Source organism: Priestia megaterium (assembly GCF_041941685.1).
In the GTDB taxonomy this organism is placed as follows: domain Bacteria; phylum Bacillota; class Bacilli; order Bacillales; family Bacillaceae_H; genus Priestia; species Priestia megaterium_C.
Window position 1 is genome coordinate 2,439,842 of sequence record NZ_CP130958.1, and the last position, 17,012, is coordinate 2,456,853.

The 17,012-nt window shown below is 41.5% G+C and carries 17 protein-coding genes and 1 pseudogene; all 18 read left to right on the plus strand.

What is annotated here, in order from left to right; all coding sequences use genetic code 11:
• Positions 1-21 precede the first annotated feature (21 nt).
• The 18 genes and pseudogenes from Q5794_RS12605 (at position 22) to Q5794_RS12690 (ending at position 16,999) form a co-directional block, all read left to right on the plus strand.
• Complete coding sequence (locus Q5794_RS12605) at positions 22-903, plus strand: 3-hydroxyacyl-CoA dehydrogenase family protein (RefSeq protein WP_214987942.1); 882 nt, start codon at positions 22-24, stop codon at positions 901-903.
• On the plus strand, positions 903-1,685 hold the full coding sequence (locus Q5794_RS12610; protein ID WP_214987943.1) for an enoyl-CoA hydratase: 783 nt from the start codon (positions 903-905) through the stop codon (positions 1,683-1,685). Before Q5794_RS12605 ends, Q5794_RS12610 begins: the two co-directional genes overlap by 1 nt.
• Positions 1,686-1,699: 14 nt before the next feature.
• Positions 1,700-2,101 (plus strand): thioesterase family protein, encoded by a 402-nt coding sequence (locus Q5794_RS12615; protein ID WP_214987945.1) that lies wholly within the window; start codon positions 1,700-1,702, stop codon positions 2,099-2,101.
• A 25-nt stretch (positions 2,102-2,126) separates the two neighbouring features.
• Positions 2,127-3,184: pseudogene (locus Q5794_RS12620) on the plus strand (phosphotransferase family protein).
• A complete protein-coding gene (locus Q5794_RS12625; protein ID WP_214987949.1) occupies positions 3,181-3,924 on the plus strand; it encodes a 2-phosphosulfolactate phosphatase in 744 nt (247 codons plus the stop codon). The pseudogene Q5794_RS12620 and the gene Q5794_RS12625 overlap by 4 nt, the downstream one beginning before the upstream one ends.
• Complete coding sequence (locus Q5794_RS12630; RefSeq protein ID WP_374989157.1) at positions 3,912-5,690, plus strand: acyl-CoA dehydrogenase family protein; 1,779 nt, start codon at positions 3,912-3,914, stop codon at positions 5,688-5,690. Before Q5794_RS12625 ends, Q5794_RS12630 begins: the two co-directional genes overlap by 13 nt.
• Positions 5,691-5,701: 11 nt before the next feature.
• Entirely contained in the window at positions 5,702-6,463 is a 762-nt protein-coding gene (locus tag Q5794_RS12635) for an SDR family NAD(P)-dependent oxidoreductase (protein ID WP_214987953.1), read from the plus strand.
• Positions 6,464-6,492: 29 nt separating this feature from the next.
• Positions 6,493-7,266, plus strand: a complete 774-nt coding sequence (locus Q5794_RS12640; RefSeq protein WP_311590551.1) for an enoyl-CoA hydratase — start codon at positions 6,493-6,495, stop codon at positions 7,264-7,266.
• Positions 7,267-7,280: 14 nt separating this feature from the next.
• Positions 7,281-8,264, plus strand: a complete 984-nt coding sequence (locus Q5794_RS12645) for a quinone oxidoreductase (protein WP_214987957.1) — start codon at positions 7,281-7,283, stop codon at positions 8,262-8,264.
• 193 nt (positions 8,265-8,457) lie between these two features.
• Positions 8,458-9,342 (plus strand): pyridoxal 5'-phosphate synthase lyase subunit PdxS, encoded by an 885-nt coding sequence (gene pdxS, locus Q5794_RS12650; RefSeq protein WP_162257806.1) that lies wholly within the window; start codon positions 8,458-8,460, stop codon positions 9,340-9,342.
• 37 nt (positions 9,343-9,379) lie between these two features.
• Positions 9,380-9,628, plus strand: coding sequence for a ferredoxin (locus tag Q5794_RS12655; protein ID WP_013057065.1), 249 nt, complete (start codon positions 9,380-9,382; stop codon positions 9,626-9,628).
• Positions 9,629-9,842: 214 nt separating this feature from the next.
• Positions 9,843-10,172 (plus strand): DUF3870 domain-containing protein, encoded by a 330-nt coding sequence (locus Q5794_RS12660; protein WP_013057066.1) that lies wholly within the window; start codon positions 9,843-9,845, stop codon positions 10,170-10,172.
• A 178-nt stretch (positions 10,173-10,350) separates the two neighbouring features.
• The gene (locus Q5794_RS12665) at positions 10,351-11,007 is read left to right on the plus strand and encodes a CoA transferase subunit A (protein ID WP_013057067.1); all 657 of its coding nucleotides are present in this window, start codon (positions 10,351-10,353) and stop codon (positions 11,005-11,007) included.
• 1 nt (position 11,008) lies between these two features.
• On the plus strand, positions 11,009-11,671 hold the full coding sequence (locus Q5794_RS12670) for a 3-oxoacid CoA-transferase subunit B (protein ID WP_192993144.1): 663 nt from the start codon (positions 11,009-11,011) through the stop codon (positions 11,669-11,671).
• Complete coding sequence (locus Q5794_RS12675; RefSeq protein ID WP_192993146.1) at positions 11,671-12,861, plus strand: thiolase family protein; 1,191 nt, start codon at positions 11,671-11,673, stop codon at positions 12,859-12,861. Before Q5794_RS12670 ends, Q5794_RS12675 begins: the two co-directional genes overlap by 1 nt.
• On the plus strand, positions 12,849-14,234 hold the full coding sequence (locus Q5794_RS12680) for an aspartate aminotransferase family protein (RefSeq protein WP_374989158.1): 1,386 nt from the start codon (positions 12,849-12,851) through the stop codon (positions 14,232-14,234). The genes Q5794_RS12675 and Q5794_RS12680 overlap by 13 nt, the downstream gene beginning before the upstream one ends.
• On the plus strand, positions 14,218-15,513 hold the full coding sequence (locus Q5794_RS12685; RefSeq protein ID WP_214987961.1) for an aminotransferase class III-fold pyridoxal phosphate-dependent enzyme: 1,296 nt from the start codon (positions 14,218-14,220) through the stop codon (positions 15,511-15,513). Before Q5794_RS12680 ends, Q5794_RS12685 begins: the two co-directional genes overlap by 17 nt.
• Positions 15,514-15,541: 28 nt before the next feature.
• Positions 15,542-16,999, plus strand: a complete 1,458-nt coding sequence (locus Q5794_RS12690; protein ID WP_374989159.1) for an aldehyde dehydrogenase family protein — start codon at positions 15,542-15,544, stop codon at positions 16,997-16,999.
• The last annotated feature ends 13 nt before the right edge of the window (positions 17,000-17,012 follow it).

Sequence of the window (17,012 nt, forward strand, 5' to 3'; positions counted from 1 at the left end):
ATATCAAAAGGAGGCTAAAACATGAATAGTAAAGATATACAGCGTATTGCTGTTATTGGAGCAGGACAAATGGGACATCAAATCGGTATGCTTTGTGCACTCGGAGGATATGAAACAATTATTCAAGATATGAATGAACAATCACTCATTGATGCAAAAAACAAGCTGGAAGCAATTATAGGCAAGTGGGTTCATAAAGGAAAAATCTCTTCTGAGGCTAAAGAAGCCGCATTTCGAAGATTGTCTTTTACAAACACATTAAAGGAAGCGGTTTCAAGTGCTGATTTTGTAATTGAAGCTGTGGTAGAAAAGTTAGATGTAAAACAAAGTGTTTTTAAAGAAATAGATGAGTACGCACCAAGTCACGCCATTTTAGCATCGAATAGTTCAACAATTGTTAACTCGCTTATTGCAAGTGCAACAAACCGTCCAGAGCAAATCGTTAACATGCATTTCTTTTTCCCTCCCCTTGTAATGGACTGCGTAGAAGTTGTGATGAGTGAAAAGACAAGTGAAAAAACAGCTCAAACGACAATGGAAGTTTGCAAGCAAATTAATCGCACAGCAGTCCTTCTGAAAAAAGAAATCTCAGGTTTTATTGCTAATCGAATTTTAGGAGCGTTGCAAAAAGAAGCCGTTTTCCTTTATGAAAATGGATACGCAGATTTTGAAGACATTGATACGATTTGCAAAAAAGCGCTCAATCACCCGATCGGTCCTTTTGAATTGATGGATCTCTCGGGAATTGACGTCGGATATTTTGTGATGCAGCAGCGCTATAGCGAAACAGGGGATCCAGAGGACAAGCCAGCTGCGTGTATTGAAGAAAAAGTTCAAAAAGGCGAGCTTGGACGTAAAACAGGAAAAGGTTTTTACACATACCACACACAAGGAGTGAAGTAATGATGAAAAAATTTATACGTGTTGAAAAAGAGGAGAAAACGGCAATTGTAACCATTGATAACCCGCCTTTAAATGTAATGAGCCAGACTGTTGTGCAGCAGCTTGAAGAAACGTATGAAGAGCTTAGTAAAGATCCTGATGTAATTACAATCATTTTAACAGGAGCGGGCGACCGGGCGTTTATGGCTGGAGCTGATATTAAAGAGTTTCCTCAGTTAATGGGGCAAAGCGGCATTAAAGAAGAGTTTATGAAAACCCATCGTGTTTTGCAAAAACTTGAAAACATTGAAAAACCAACAATTGTCGTGTTAAACGGTTTAACGTTTGGAGGAGGATGCGAACTTTCACTAACCGCTGATATACGCATTGCCGAAGAACATGCTCAAATCGGTCTTCCGGAAGTGAAGCTCGGATTGTTTCCTGGAGGCGGCGGAACTCAGCGTCTTCCACGCGTAATCGGCGCTTCTAAAGCTAAAGAGTGGATGTTTGCCGGCAGTCCTGTTTCTGCAGAAGAAGCGCTTCATGCAGGCTTTGCCAACCATATAACGCCTAAAGGAAAAGGGCTCGAAAAAGCAAAAGAGCTGGCTAAGAAATTTAACCGTCACTCTCTTCCGTCACTTTCTCGAATTAAGACAGCGGTAAACGAAGGAATGAATCGTACATTATCTGAAGGTCTTGAACTTGAGGCAGAGCTGTTTGAAGAAGTCTTTCAAACAGAAGATATTAAAGAAGGAGTATCAGCATTTATTGAAAAGCGTCCCGCTGTTTTTTCACATAAGTAAAGGAGGAGAAGATCATGTATGAAACACAGGTCAAAGTGCGCTTTTGCGAAACAGACGCACTCGGTCACATTAACAATACGAGCTATTTCATTTATTTAGAAGAGGCCCGTATTGCTTTTTTTGAAGAAATGGGAGCATCTATGCATACAAAAAAGTGGGAGTATATTTTAGCGTCTACTAAATGTGATTTTGTTGCGAAAGGTTATTTTAATCAAGTGCTAATGATTAAAACCTTTGTATCTAATGTCGGCAATAAAAGCTTTACAATTGGACATGAAATTACCGACAGCAAGACGGGATCGCTGATTGCTAAAGGAGAAGCTGTCATCGTGTACTTTGATTTTGATGCAGAAAAAAGCGTGTCTATTCCAGCGGACATTAAGCAGTTTTTGATGAATTATAAAGTAGCTGTTTAACTATAAAAAAGCAGGTGGTAAAAGAATGTCACAAATCATTCCTGTACGAAAAGGAGAGGAATTAAACACGGAAAAACTGCATCAGTTTCTCCGTGTTTCGATTCCTGATTTACCTAAAGAGCCTCTTTTAATCAAGCAATTTGGATCAGGTGCGTCCAATTTAACCTACGCTCTTTCAGTCGGAGAGTGGGAGGCGGTGTTGAGACGCCCTCCCTTTGGGCCAGTTGCGCCAAAAGCGCATGACATGCAAAGAGAATACAAGATTTTATCTGTTTTATCGAAGTCTTTCCCTCTCGCTCCTAGGCCGTATGTGTTTTGTGAAGATGAGACGGTGGTCGGGAAATCCTTTTTTTAATGGAGAGAAAGCACGGTGTTCTCATCGACACAGCGTTTCCAGAAGACGTGAAAGGAACTAGCGAACTTTGCCGTTGTATTTCAGAACAAATGGTGGATGTCCTTGCTCAACTTCATGATGTTCCTTATAAAGGCACGCTTCTTGAAAAAATCAGCAAGCCCGAAGGATTTTTAGAACGTCAGGTACACGGCTGGATTCATCGCTATGAAAAATCAAAAACAAGTGACATACCGGAAGTAGAAGCCCTAAAAAAATGGTTGACCACACACATCCCCACTTCACAGCATTCGACCATTATTCACTATGATTATAAGCTTAACAATACGTTATTTTCACCGGATGGAAATAAAATTGTAGGATTATTTGACTGGGAAATGACAACCGTTGGAGACCCGCTTGCTGATTTGGGAGTGGCGCTGAGCTACTGGATGGAAGACAACGATCCTGAACTTTTGAAAAGAGGACTCGGAAATCCACCTGTTACTGTGCAAAAAAGCTTTTATTCCCGTCGAGATTTTGTAGAAGCATACGCTAAAAAAAGTGGACGGGATGTTTCACACATTGACGTTTACCTGAAATTTGCGTACTTCAAGCTTGCTGTCATTTGTCAGCAAATTTATTACCGTTATAAAAAAGGCCAAACAAATGATAAACGATTTTCACAATTTGAAGATTATGTAAAAACACTAATTATTCATGCTCTGCACACAGAACGAGGACATATATGAAAGGAAAAATTCACGTAATACTCAAAAAAGAAGAGCTTTTTGCCAAAAAGCTAGAAGGAAAAACGGTTGTTATATTTGACGTCTTATTGGCTACGTCAACAATTGCGGCTGCTTTACAGCAAGGAGCAATAGAAGTTATTCCGGTAAAAAATGAAGAAGAAGCGCGTAAAAAAGCAAAAACGTATAAGCCTGACGAAATTGCGCTTGTAGGCGAGTATAGAGGGAAAACGATTGAAGGCTTTTTTGATCCAAACCCCAGCACGTTAAAGGAGCATGTTCAAAACAAAGCAGTTATTTTGTCTACCACTAATGGAACGGTAGCCATCCATAACGCCGAGAAAGCAAAACATGTATATGCAGCTTCACTGTTAAACGGAGAAGCGGTTGCGAGTGCTGTTTGTCAGCAAGGTCAAGATGAAACTGTTTTATTAGTTTGTTCAGGTTCATCCGATCGCTTCTGTCTAGAAGATTTGTATGGAGCGGGGTATTTTATAAGCTGTCTGCTGCAACTAAAAACATTTCATTTGACGGATGCTGCAAAAGCCGCACTGCTTTTGTATGAGGCTTATGAGCATTCACCTGTTGAAATATTGAAGCGCTCAGCCGTAGGAGAAATGCTCACTCAGTATGGCTTTCTAGACGAAATTGGCTTTGTAAGCCGGAAAAACGTCTATTCCGTAGTTCCTAAGGTAGTGAAAAAAAAGCTAGTAAACGGGGAGGAAACGATATGTCTGAAATGAAAACAGAAGCAAAAGGCGGATCATTTTTACTAAAAAAAACATCTACGCATCACGTTTATACACCCGAAGACTTAACGGATGAGCACCGTATGATTGCTCAGACAGCAAAGCAGTTTATTGAAAAAGAAGTAGACCCTTACCATAATGACATTGAGCAGCAGGATTTTAATAAAGTAGTAGAATTGATGCTTAAAGCAGGCGAGCTTGGACTTCTTGCTCACAGTATTCCAGAAACATATGGAGGACTAGGTCTTGATAAAGTAAGCAAAGGACTCGTCGGTGAAATCATTGGCCGGACAAGCGGATATGGAGTCACTCATTCTAATCATACATGCATTGCGACACTTCCTATTACGTATTTTGGCACCAAGGAGCAAAAAGAAAAATACTTGCCTAAATTGGCAAGCGGCGAATATATTGGGGCCTACTGTTTGACAGAGCCAGAAGCAGGTTCTGATGCTCTTGCAGCCCAAACAAAAGCCGTATTAAATCCTGAAAAAACGCATTATATATTAAATGGAACGAAGCAGTACATTACCAATGCTGCCTTTTCAGATACGTTCATCACGTATGCAAAAGTAGACGGTGAACATTTTACCGCTTTTATTGTAGAAAAAGGTTTTGAAGGACTGTCTCTCGGGCCAGAAGAAAAGAAAATGGGAATCAAAGGGTCATCTACTCGTCCAGTTATTTATGAAGATTGCTTAGTACCCGTAGAGAACGTACTTGGACAAGTAGGAAAAGGTCACTTGATTGCGTTGAACGTCTTAAACCTCGGACGTTTTAACTTAGGTTCTGCATGTATGGGCGCAGCGAAATATGCGTTTGAACTTGCTTTAGCTTATACAAAAGAACGCAAGCAGTTTAAAACGGCTATTGCGGAATTTAATGCTTCAAAAGAAAAAATAGCAAAAATGGCGGCTCGTATTTTTGCATCTGAATCTATTCAGTACCGTACAGCTGGTTTACTAGAAGAGGCGCTTGGTGGCTTATATGAAAGTGAAAATCATAAGTTAGTAGCTAAACAGCTGGCTGAATTTGCAATGGAATGTTCAGTTTGTAAAGTGTATGGATCGGAAACTCTTGATTTAATTGCCGATGAATCGCTGCAGCTTCATGGCGGCGCAGGGTTTATTCAAGAATATAAAATAGAACAAGTATATCGTGACTCACGCATCAATCGTATTTTTGAAGGTACAAATGAAATCAACCGCCTTTTGCTTCCAACTCAGCTTCTAAAAAAAGCAGGCAAAGGAGAAATAGAGCTGAGCAAACAAGTAGAACATGCTGTTAGTGAATTGATGAGCGGTCAGTGGGAAATATCTTCAAATGAACTTCTAGGAAGAGAAAAGCAGGCGGTTATTACCACAAGACATTTATTTCTTGCTTTGTTAGGAACAGCATTCCAAACGTTTAACGCCAATCTAGCACAAGAACAAGAAACGCTGATGAAGCTCGCAGAAATTGCTGTTGGACTATTTGCCATAGAGTCATCTGTGCTGCGCGTGGAAAAAGCCGTGAACAAAAATGGAGAAGAAAAAGAAAAGTTAAAAAGCAAGCTGACAGCAACGGTTGTTAGTGAAACGCTCTTTGAAATTGAAAAGCAGGCTCGACAATTAATAAACGGGATGTTAACGGGTGAAAAACACCGACAGTACCGCACAATTCTTGGAAAATGGATGAATGATTTGCAAAGTGAAGGAGAGTTCACGCGCAATCGAGACATCGCCCGTGAATTTATCGACAGCGGGCGATATGTTGTATAAGGAGGGATATTATGCGTTTTGAAGGGCAAATAGCCGTTATTACAGGAGCTGGAAGCGGTATTGGAGAAGCGACCGCTCAGAGAATGGCGAAAGAAGGAGCTCGCGTCATTCTTGTCGGGCGAACGAAAGAAAAACTAGTACAGGCTGCATCGGCTATTGACACACGGTGTGAACGAAAATGCACGGATATTTTCCCAGCTGATGTAACGAAGGAAGAAGACGTCAAAGAGCTGGCTGGGTTTATAAAAGAAAAGTACGGACAAATTCATTTATTAATTAATAACGCAGGCGGATCAGTTAATTCAACAATCAAAGAAACAACGCTTGAACAGTGGAAACACGTGCAGGACGTCAATTTAACAAGCGTATTTCTTGTAACAAAACATTTGATTCCTTTTTTAACTGAAGAGATAGGAGAAAATCGATCTATTGTTAACATCGCTTCTCTTTCAGGACATAAAGCCGGGGCACAAATTCCTCACTACAGCGCTGCTAAAGCTGCTTTAATTAATTTTACGAAAGCAATGGCCTTTGAGTTAGCTCCCCGTGGAGTCAGAGTAAACTCTGTGTCTCCTGGATTCGTAGAAACACCTTTAACGCAGCCTGGACTTGAAAATGAGCGCTTCACTAAGGCAATCGAAAAAAATACGGCTTTAAAACGTGTAGGTAAGCCAGATGAAATTGCAAATGTTATTGCTTTTGCAGCGTCTAAAGAGGCATCTTATATGACGGGAAGTGATTTATTAGTAGATGGCGGGTGGCTTATCGTTTAATGCAAATTAAAGAGGAGGGAATCCGAATTATGAGTGATTTAGTAGTAGAAAAGCAGGGGACTATTTTATCTTTAACGTTAAATCGGCCGGAGCGTTTAAATGCATTCAGTGAGGAAATGATTGAAAAGTTAACATCTGAAATAAAACAGGCACAAAGCGATGAGTCTATTAAAGTGGTTATATTAAATGGAGCAGGGCGCTCGTTTTCTGCCGGAGGCGATGTAAAAACGATGGGCCAAGCATCTGGATCTGATGTTTATGAACATATCGGCCGTTTAAATGAATGTATTTTAGCGATGCAAAATCTAGAGAAGCCAATTATTTCAGCAGTTCATGGATTTGCAGCAGGAGCGGCTTTTAATTTAGCTCTCGCTTCTGACTTTATCATTGCGTCAGAAGAAAGTCGGTTCGTATTAAGCTTTTCTCAAGTTGGATTGATTTCAGACGGAGGAGGCCTTTACTTTCTTACAAAGGTCGTTGGTCCCCATAGAGCTAAGGAACTGTTATTTTTAGGAGAGCCTATGGATGCGGACACGGCTTACAAAACTGGTTTTTTAAACCGTGTAGTACCGTTAAATCAGCTGAAAGATGAGGTCACATCCTTTGCAAGTCGCTTATCACAAGGACCAACGAAAGCGTATGGGAAAATGAAAAAAATTGTCAACAATTCCTTTCATTTAACGTTAGAACAAGTCCTTGAGCAAGAAAGGCTAACGCAAGTTCTTATGGTAGAAACGAGGGATCATCAAGAAGGAATATCTGCGTTTAAAGAAAAAAGAAAGCCACTATTTCAAGGGAAATAAGAGGGGGATATAAGATGAAAGCCATTCAATTTACGCAGTACGGAGGACCTGATGTTCTTCAAGTTATCGATATTGCACGCCCTGTACCAAAAAAGAAAGATGTGCTCATTAAAGTTGCGGCAATCGGCGTTAACTACGCCGATGCTGCGCGGCGTGAAGGAGCATACGTAGTCGAAACACCGCTGCCTTTTATCCCAGGTTCTGAAGTAGCGGGCGAAGTGGTTGAAGTAGGCGAGGATGTAAAAGGGATAAAAGTAGGTACAAAAGTTGTGACGCTGCTAGGATCTAATCGAGCAACAGGATACGCTGAGTACACGCTGGCTGACTCAAGAGGCCTTATTCCGTTGCCGGAGAATGTGGATTTAACACAAGCGGTTGCTTTGCCTCTTCAAGGACTCACGGCTTATCATATTTTAAAAACAATGGGTCGCCTTGAAAAAGGAGAAACCGTCATCGTTCATGCGGCAGCAGGCGGTGTCGGAACCTTAGCTGTCCAGCTTGCCAAAATTTTTGGAGCTGGAAAAGTTATTGCTACAGCAAGCTCCAAAGAAAAGCTTGAGCTTGCAAAAAAACTCGGAGCTGACGAAGCGATTAACTATACAGAAACAGGATGGGAAAAACAAATTTTAGAAGTAACGGAAGGAAAAGGAGCCGATATTATTTTAGAAATGGTAGGAGGGCATATATTCTATGAATCTCTTCAATGTCTTGCACCATTTGGGCGCCTCGTTTTTTACGGAATGGCTAGCGGAAAACCTGTAAAATTTAACCCTGCCCGCCTGATGGAAAAAAATCAATCGGTTCTAGGCTTTTTCTTACCTCAAATGATGGCAAAACCAACGCTTTATCAGCAAAGTCTGCATGAGCTATTAAACCACGTGAATTCTGGTCAGTTAAAATTAATGCTGGGCGGCACATTTTCACTTGATGAAGCGGCAGATGTGCATCGTCTGCTTCAAGGAAGAAAAACGACCGGAAAATTAGTGTTAGTTCCTTAACAAAACAGCTTCCGTCTCTAATAGGGATGGGAGCTGTTTTGGTTTAAAAAATTGGCTTTCACCTGCCAATTTTTTAAAAACCGCTTAATAATTTGGCATGAAAATCAATGTTTTTTACTAATTTCTTCTATATTTTAACACTGGCATGGAAGTTGCATAATAAGTGTTTGAACATATAAAGGAGGAATTGAATATGGTGAGAAATGGAACGGACCGCGTGAAGCGGGGAATGGCAGAAATGCAAAAAGGCGGCGTTATCATGGACGTGATCAATGCAGAACAAGCAAAAATTGCAGAGGCAGCAGGCGCTGTTGCTGTTATGGCGTTAGAGCGTGTTCCCGCTGATATTCGTGCAGCAGGCGGCGTGTCTCGTATGGCAGACCCAACAATTGTTGAAGAAGTGATGAACGCTGTATCCATTCCAGTTATGGCGAAAGCTCGTATTGGCCATATTGTTGAAGCACGCGTGCTAGAAGCAATGGGTGTAGACTACATTGACGAAAGTGAAGTACTCACTCCAGCTGATGAGGAATATCACCTTAACAAAAGTACATTTACGGTTCCATTTGTATGCGGATGCCGTGATTTAGGGGAAGCAGCAAGACGAATTGGTGAAGGTGCTTCGATGCTTCGTACAAAAGGCGAACCAGGAACAGGAAACATCGTGGAAGCAGTGCGTCATATGCGCCAAGTAAACGCTCAAGTACGTAAAGTTGTAGGCATGGATGAAGACGAGTTAATGACAGAAGCTAAACTATTAGGCGCACCTTATGAGTTATTACTGCAAATTAAACGTGAAGGCCGCTTACCGGTTGTAAACTTTGCAGCAGGCGGCGTAGCAACACCCGCGGACGCAGCGTTAATGATGCAGCTTGGAGCAGACGGTGTGTTCGTTGGATCAGGAATCTTCAAATCAGCCAATCCTGAAAAATTTGCGCGAGCAATCGTGGAAGCAACAACGCATTATCAAGACTATGAACTTATTGCAAACTTGTCAAAAGGATTGGGAAGTGCAATGAAAGGAATTGAAATTTCATCATTATTACCAGAAAATCGTATGCAAGAACGCGGCTGGTAATGAGTAATAACTTTTAAACTTAGTTAGGAGAATGATCATGGGGAAATATACGATAGTCGATAAAGAAACGTGTATTGCGTGCGGTGCATGCGGAGCTGCGGCACCTGATATTTATGATTATGATGATGAAGGAATTGCGTTCGTTATACTTGATGATAATCAAGGAACGGTTGAAGTGCCCCAAGAGCTGGAAGACGATTTAATAGATGCGTTTGAAGGCTGTCCAACAGAGTCCATCCGTATAGCAGATGAAAAGTTTGATGGAGACTCGAATAAATTTCAATAAAGCGGAATAAATAAAAAAATAGAAAATTTTTTTAAAAGAAAAGAAGGATTTTGTCTAGAAAAGGCGAAATATTAGTTGTGTAAGAACATATCTTTTTAAAAATGAAAGCACTTACATAACTAAAAGCATATGAGTTAATCTCATTTGACCTTTCAGAATTATTATTGTAAAAGTGCGGAGTAATTAAATAGTTTTTAAAAGGAGATTAAGGGGCATGCAAATACTGAATACAGTCATTGTGACAGGATATGCAAAAGCTCCACAGGGAACTTCCATGTATGAAATGTATAAGCATGCGGGAATTGTACTAGAAGTGGATCTGACAGAGCATAAAATTGTAAATGCTGAGTTTACGTTTATTACGGAGCTGACGCAAAATTTTTTCCGGAAGCTGCTTATTGGTTACTGCCTTGCAGATGGAATTGAACCTCTTATTGAACGTATTCAAAATTATTATTTTGCTCCATCTCAACAGGCGATTATCGTAGCGCTTCAGGCTGCAATCCAACGTTACTGGGATAATGTGAATCAAAAAATTACATAGCGTTTGGTTAGAATAAAGTGAGAAGACAACCTCTTTTCATGGTCTTATTAAAACCAAGCAGACACACACACTTTACAAAGAGTGGGGACATCCCTGTTTCTTTGGGGAGTCATTGTGTCCTGCTTGGTTTTTTTCGCGTAAAGCGCTGTGAAATATAAAAAGAAAAGGAGGAAACAAAATGAACAAAATCATCACGCGCGAAGAAGCAATAGAAAAAATAACAGATGGCGCACGCATTATGGTAGGTGGATTTGGTCTTGTTGGAAGCCCGCTTAGTCTGATTGAAGCGATTGCCAAATCAAACCTTAAAGATTTAGAGATTATTAGTAATAACCTCGGTGAACCTGGAAAAGGATTAGGTGTATTGGTTCAAAAAAAACAAGTAAAAAAAGCCATAGGGTCTTATTTTACTTCCAACCCTGAAGTTGTACACGCTTATCAACAACAAGAACTCCAAGTGGAGCTCATCCCACAAGGAACAATGTCCGAGGCTATTAGGGCAGGAGGAGCAGGCATCGGAGGATTTTATACGCCTGTGAGCGTAGGGACCCAGCTGGCGGAAGGAAAAGAAGAACGAGTATTAAAAGGAAAGAAATATGTTTTGCAAGAATCGCTGCACGCAGATGTAGCTCTTATAAAAGCTAAAAAAGCAGATCGACTGGGAAATCTTATTTACAGCAAATCAGCAAGAAATTTTAATCCAATGATGGCAACAGCCGCTGATATCGTCATTGCAGAAGTAGAAGAAGTGGTTGAAGTTGGACAGATTTCTCCTGAAGAAATCGTAACTCCTCATTTATACGTTACTTATATCGTAGTGAAAGGAGAAAATTAAGATGAACGTCAAACAGTATATTGCTGCGCGTGCTGCAAAAGAGCTTTGTCACGGAGATATAGTGAACCTAGGAATAGGCATTCCTACTCTGGTTGCTAACTATATTTCACCCGATGTTCACGTGTTTTTACATTCAGAAAACGGGATTCTCGGCGTTGGGCCTACTCCTGAAGAAGCCTACGTAGATCCAGAACTTGTGAATGCTGGGAAGCTGCCCGTCACGGTTTTGGAAGGTTCCTCATTTTTTAACAGTGCGGATTCCTTTGCCATGATACGCGGAGGCCATGTGAATGTATCTATTCTTGGAGTGCTTCAAGTAGATGAAGCAGGCCGAATTGCGAACTGGGCTGTTCCTGGGAAAAGCGTTCTTGGCGTAGGAGGAGCAATGGATTTATTAGAAGGCTCAAAAAAAGTGATTGTGACGACTCTTCACACAAATAGTCAAGGAGAGTCAAAGCTAGTTGGGAAGTTGACCTATCCTCTCACTTCAGAGCGACGAGTCGATATGATTATTACGGAATTAGCTGTCTTTTCCGTAACGGACCTTGGTCTTGAACTTCTTGAAACAGCTCCGGGTGTTTCTTTAGAGGAAGTAAAACAAAAAACACAGGCTTCTTTTCACGTTTCTAAATTGTTTAGTAAAGACAATGGGGTGACGGCATAATGGCAGTGATTGTAAATGCATTTCGAACTCCTATTGGAAAGTTTGGCGGTTCGCTTGCAGATACGCTTCCGGAAGAACTAGTCTCTCTTGTGATGAAAAACAATTTGTCTTCAGCCGGATATACGTCAGAGATTGTTGATGAAATTATCGTCGGACAAACGAAACAAAGCGCTCATGCTCCTAATATAGCAAGAGTAGCTGGACTGAAAGCTCAATTCTCTGAACGTATTCCAGCTTATACGGTGCACCGCCAGTGCGGCTCAGGCATGCAGGCTGTAATGAATGGAACCATGTCCATTTTATCGGGTCAAGCCGAAGTGGTATTAGCTGGAGGAGTGGAAAGCATGTCTCAAGCACCGCATTATACGGTAGGCACTCGTTTCGGTTTTCGCGTTGGTGATTTAACACTCTATGACTCTAATACAGAAAGTCAGCCAAAATCACAGCCTGAAACGTTATACGGAACATTTACAATGGGACAGACGGCGGAGTGGCTTGCTGAAAAATATAGCATTAGCCGCGCGGAGCAGGATGAGTTTGCTTTTTATAGTCAGGAAAAAGCTAGGCGGGCTATAGAACTTGATTTATTTGAAGAAGAAATTATCCCGGTACCTGTAAAAGAAGGGGAAAAAGGAATGAAGCATTTTGCAACAGATGAATTTCCTCGTCTTACTAGCAAAGAAAAGCTTGGTACGCTTAAACCTGTTTTTCAAAGAAATGGAACGGTGACAGCTGGAAATTCATCCGGCAGAAACGATGGCGCTTCGATGCTGCTGTTGATGTCGGAAGAAAAAGCTGAGCAGCTTGGATTAACACCTATGGCAAAAATTGTGTCATTTGCCGCGGCCGGTGTCTCTCCAAAGGAAATGGGAATTGGCCCTGTTTCTGCTTCACAAATTGCTTTAAATAAAGTCGGTTTACGCTTAGGTGATATGGACTTGATTGAATTAAACGAAGCATTTGCCGCCCAAAGTATTGCTTGCTTAAGAGAATGGAATATCACATCAGAAAAAGTGAATGTAAACGGAGGAGCAATTGCGCTTGGCCATCCTTTAGGCTGCTCCGGGGCAAGAATCATAACAACTCTGTGTCATGAGCTCCAACAGCAAAAAAGACGATACGGTCTCGCAACTATTTGCGTTGCAGGAGGATTAGGAATGGCGATGGTGGTGGAAAGATGGACGAAATAAAAAGAGACTATGTGTTTCATAGAGATTTAACAAAAAAGTATCCAATGATTACCCATGGTGAAGGAAGCTACTTAATAGATGAACAAGGAAAAAAGTATTTAGACGGCTGCTCCGGGGCCGTGGCGGCAAATTTAGGGCACGGCATTGTAAAAATAGCCGAGGCGATGGCAGAGCAAGCAAAAAAAGCGGCGTTTGTTCATACATTACGTTTTGAAACGAATGTTTTGCATAAACTTGCAGAAAAAATTGGTAAAATGGCGCCGCTTCATTTAAACAAAGTCTATTTTACATCAGGAGGATCAGAAGCAAATGAAAGTGCATTAAAATTAGCAAGGCAATATCACAGAGATGCCGGAAAGATGCAAAAACACATCGTAATCGGAAGGTGGCAGTCTTACCACGGAAATACGATAGGCGCACTATCAGCTGGAGGAGATGTAAAAAGACGATATCCTTACACACCCAACCTTTTACATTTTGCGCACGTCTATTCGCCGTATTGTCATCGCTGTCCGTATAATCGCAATCAAGAAGACTGCGTGGCAAATCAAAACTGGAGCTGCATCACCGATATTGAACGCACCATTTTAGAGCTCGGTCCAGAAAACATTTCAGCTTTTATTGCAGAGCCCATCGTAGGAAGTCAGCAAGGAGCTGTTGTACCTCCGCTTGATTACTTTAGAAAAGTACGTGAGCTGTGCAGCCGCTATGACATTCTTTTGATTGTTGATGAAGTTATGACAGGCTTTGGGAGAACAGGAACTGATTTTGCAGTGGAACAATTCGGAATCGAACCGGATATCCTAACGTTTGGTAAAGGAGTTTCAGCTGGGTACGCTCCTTTAGGAGGAATGATTGTCCATGACCGTCTAATTCAAGGTCTGTTAGAAAATAGCAGCGGGAAATTTCTTCATGGCTATACGTACAGTGGACATCCTGTTTCAATAGCGGCAGGTCTTGCTGCTTTGGATATGTACGAAGAAATAAATATCCTTCAAAACGTTGAAACTCAAAGCGCGTATTTAATGGAATATTTAGTAGCGCTGCAGCGCAAGCATCCTTATATTTCAGATATTCGCGGCCGCGGACTTTTAATTGGATTAGAACTAATGAAAGACGCCAATCAACAGATATTTTTCGAGCCACGTGAAGCAGCCAGCGAAAAGCTCAATGAAATTTGTATGGAGCTTGGAGGCGTCTTTTATCCAGGATCCGGATCTATAGATGGACATAAAGGAGAACATATCATTATCAGTCCTCCTTTAAATATAACGAAATCAGAAGTTGATGAAATAGTGAGATTGCTAGATCATGCGTTTTCTATTTTTCATCAGCACATAAGAAAGGATGAGTCATATGAAAGTGCAAAATAAAACAGAAGAGCTTCAAATCAAAGGAAAAAAACATTTATCACCGGTGATGACAAGAGTAACAGAGCTTGTTATTGAAAAAGCGCACGGTGCGAAATTTTGGACAGCTGATGGCACGGAATACATTGATTTTGTATCAGGAGTAGCTGTCAATGCAGTGGGGCATACGCATGAAAAGATGGTAGAAGCGATAAAAAAACAAGCAGATCACCTGCTTCACCTAGGCTTAAACTACGGCTATTACGAAACAGCAGTTAATTTGGCAGAAAAACTTGCGCAAATTACGCCTGGAAACTTAGACACGGTGTTTTTTTCAAACTCAGGCGCAGAAGCCATTGATGGTGCGCTCAAATTAGCAAAAGCGGCCACTGGCAGACCAGCGATCATTGCTTTTGAAGGTTCTTTTCACGGCCGTACACTAGGAGCTACAGCTATTACGGCTTCAAGCTCAAAATACCGCAGCTACTACGAGCCGATTCTAGGAGAAGTGTATCATGCTCCTTATCCGTATCCAAGTCAGCTTCCTAATATTGACGAGGAAGATGCGGAAGCATATTGCTTAAATCAACTGCAAAAGCTGTTTGAACTGCGAGTGGATCCTTCACGCGTAGCAGCGATTGTAATTGAGCCAGTCATGGGCGAAGGAGGCTATTACCCTGCTCCTTCTAGCTTTTTACGCGCACTGAGAGACATAGCGAATGATTATGGCATTCTGCTTGTTTTTGATGAAGTGCAAACGGGATTTGGGCGCACTGGAAAAATGTTTGCGGCAGAACATGCTGGAGTCACACCAGATATTTTAGTTTTAGCAAAAGCTCTTTCGGGTGGCATGCCATTAGGAGCCATTGTAGCAAGCCGAGAACTGCATGAGAAATGGCCAACAGCTGGACATGGTTCTACTTTTGGAGGAAATCCAGTATCGTGCGCAGCTGCTTTAGCCAATATTTCAATCATTGAAGAAGAAAAGCTTGTAGAGCGCAGTGAAAAAGTAGGCGCTGATATTGTTAAACGCCTTCAGCATTCTATCGGACATTTAGCGGCTATTAAAGAGGTTAGAGGAATTGGTATGATGATTGGTATTGAATTTCATGTTGAAACAGCAGCTGCTTATGTCCCTGTTATTAAATCAAAAGCGCTGGAAAAAAGACTGCTTATTATGAACTGTGGAGTCAAAGGGCAAACTATTCGTTTAATGCTGCCGCTAAATATTGATAAAGACGTGCTGGATCAAGGGCTGTCTTTACTAGAAGAAGTCATCACAGAAGCAGTTTCAATTAACTAGCTTTTAAAATGAAAAGGAGGGTAACAATATGAGTCAGACTAAAACCGAACTGTTACAAGGAAATTTATATATTAACGGCGAGTGGGTAAGTGAAGAGGAGCAAGCCTATTTTGAAAGTATAAACCCTGCAACACAAGAGCTCGTCGGAACGTGCGCGGCCGCTACGGCTAGTCAAGTCGATGATGCAGTAAAAGCGGCTAGTACAGCCTACAGCCACTGGAAAAATACATCTATTCCTGAACGTGCAGCATTTTTAACAAAAGCAGCTGAGCTTTTTGAAGACAGAAAAGAAGAGCTAGCTCAAGTGATGACAAAAGAGATGGGAAAACCGCTGACAGAATCCATAGGCGAAGTTGGTGTCGTCATTGCCACAGCTCAGTATATGGCGGGAGAAGGAAGACGTTTGTTTGGCGAAATAGTGCCCGCTGGCTTTCCTGACCGAGATATAAAAATGGTTCGCGAACCGCTTGGAGTTGTGGCATGTATTACACCTTGGAACTTTCCTGTTTCTCTCGCTTCTTATAAAATGTTTGCCGCTTTAATCGCTGGCAATACCGTTGTCTGGAAGCCGGCTTCAGAAGTGGCGCTCTCAGCGAAGATTTTTATGGAAGTATTGCACGCTGCGGGGCTTCCAAAAGGAACAATTAACTTGCTTACAGGATCGGGCAGAATCGTCGGACAAAAGCTTGCTACGCACTCTGAAGTGAAAATCATCTCATTTACAGGCTCTACGGAAGTTGGTCAGCAGTTAGCAGAAATGAGCAGCAGAACCTTAAAACGAATTTCTTTAGAGCTAGGAGGAAAAAACGCTGTTATCGTGTTAAAAGATGCGGACTTGGATAAAGCAGCAGAAGGAATTGTCAAATCAGCATTTACAACAACGGGGCAGCGCTGTACCGCAGCTAGCAGAGTGATTGTAGAACGTTCAGTAAAAGAAGAGCTTTTGAAAAAAGTAGTAGCTCTTACAAAGGAAATGAAGATTGGAAATGGTCTTGATGAAGGGGTTGTAATAGGCCCGCTTGTAAATGAACAGCAGTGCCATTTAGTAGAAGATTACGTGCAAAAAGCGGTAGAAGAAGGCGGGAATATTGCGCTCGGAGGTCATGCTCTATCAGAGTTAGGGACTTGTTATTACATGCCTACGATCATTGATAACGTCCGTTCGAACCACACAATTGCTCAAGAAGAGATTTTTGGTCCCGTGCTTGCTTTTATTGAAGTAGATGGCTACGAAGAAGCAATGAGCGTTAATAATGGAACGATGTATGGACTTTCCACTTCTATTTATACAAGCAGCTTACATTATGCCAGCCGAGCGGCAAAAGACGCTGTTAGCGGATTAGTCTATATCAATAATGGAACATCTAATGCTGAAATGGGGGTAGCATTCGGAGGAATGAAGATGTCTGGAAACGGTCACAGGGAAGTTTCTCATCATGCATTTGATGTGATGACAGAATGGAAGTCTGTCTACACCAACTATTAATCTCGCACCTTAG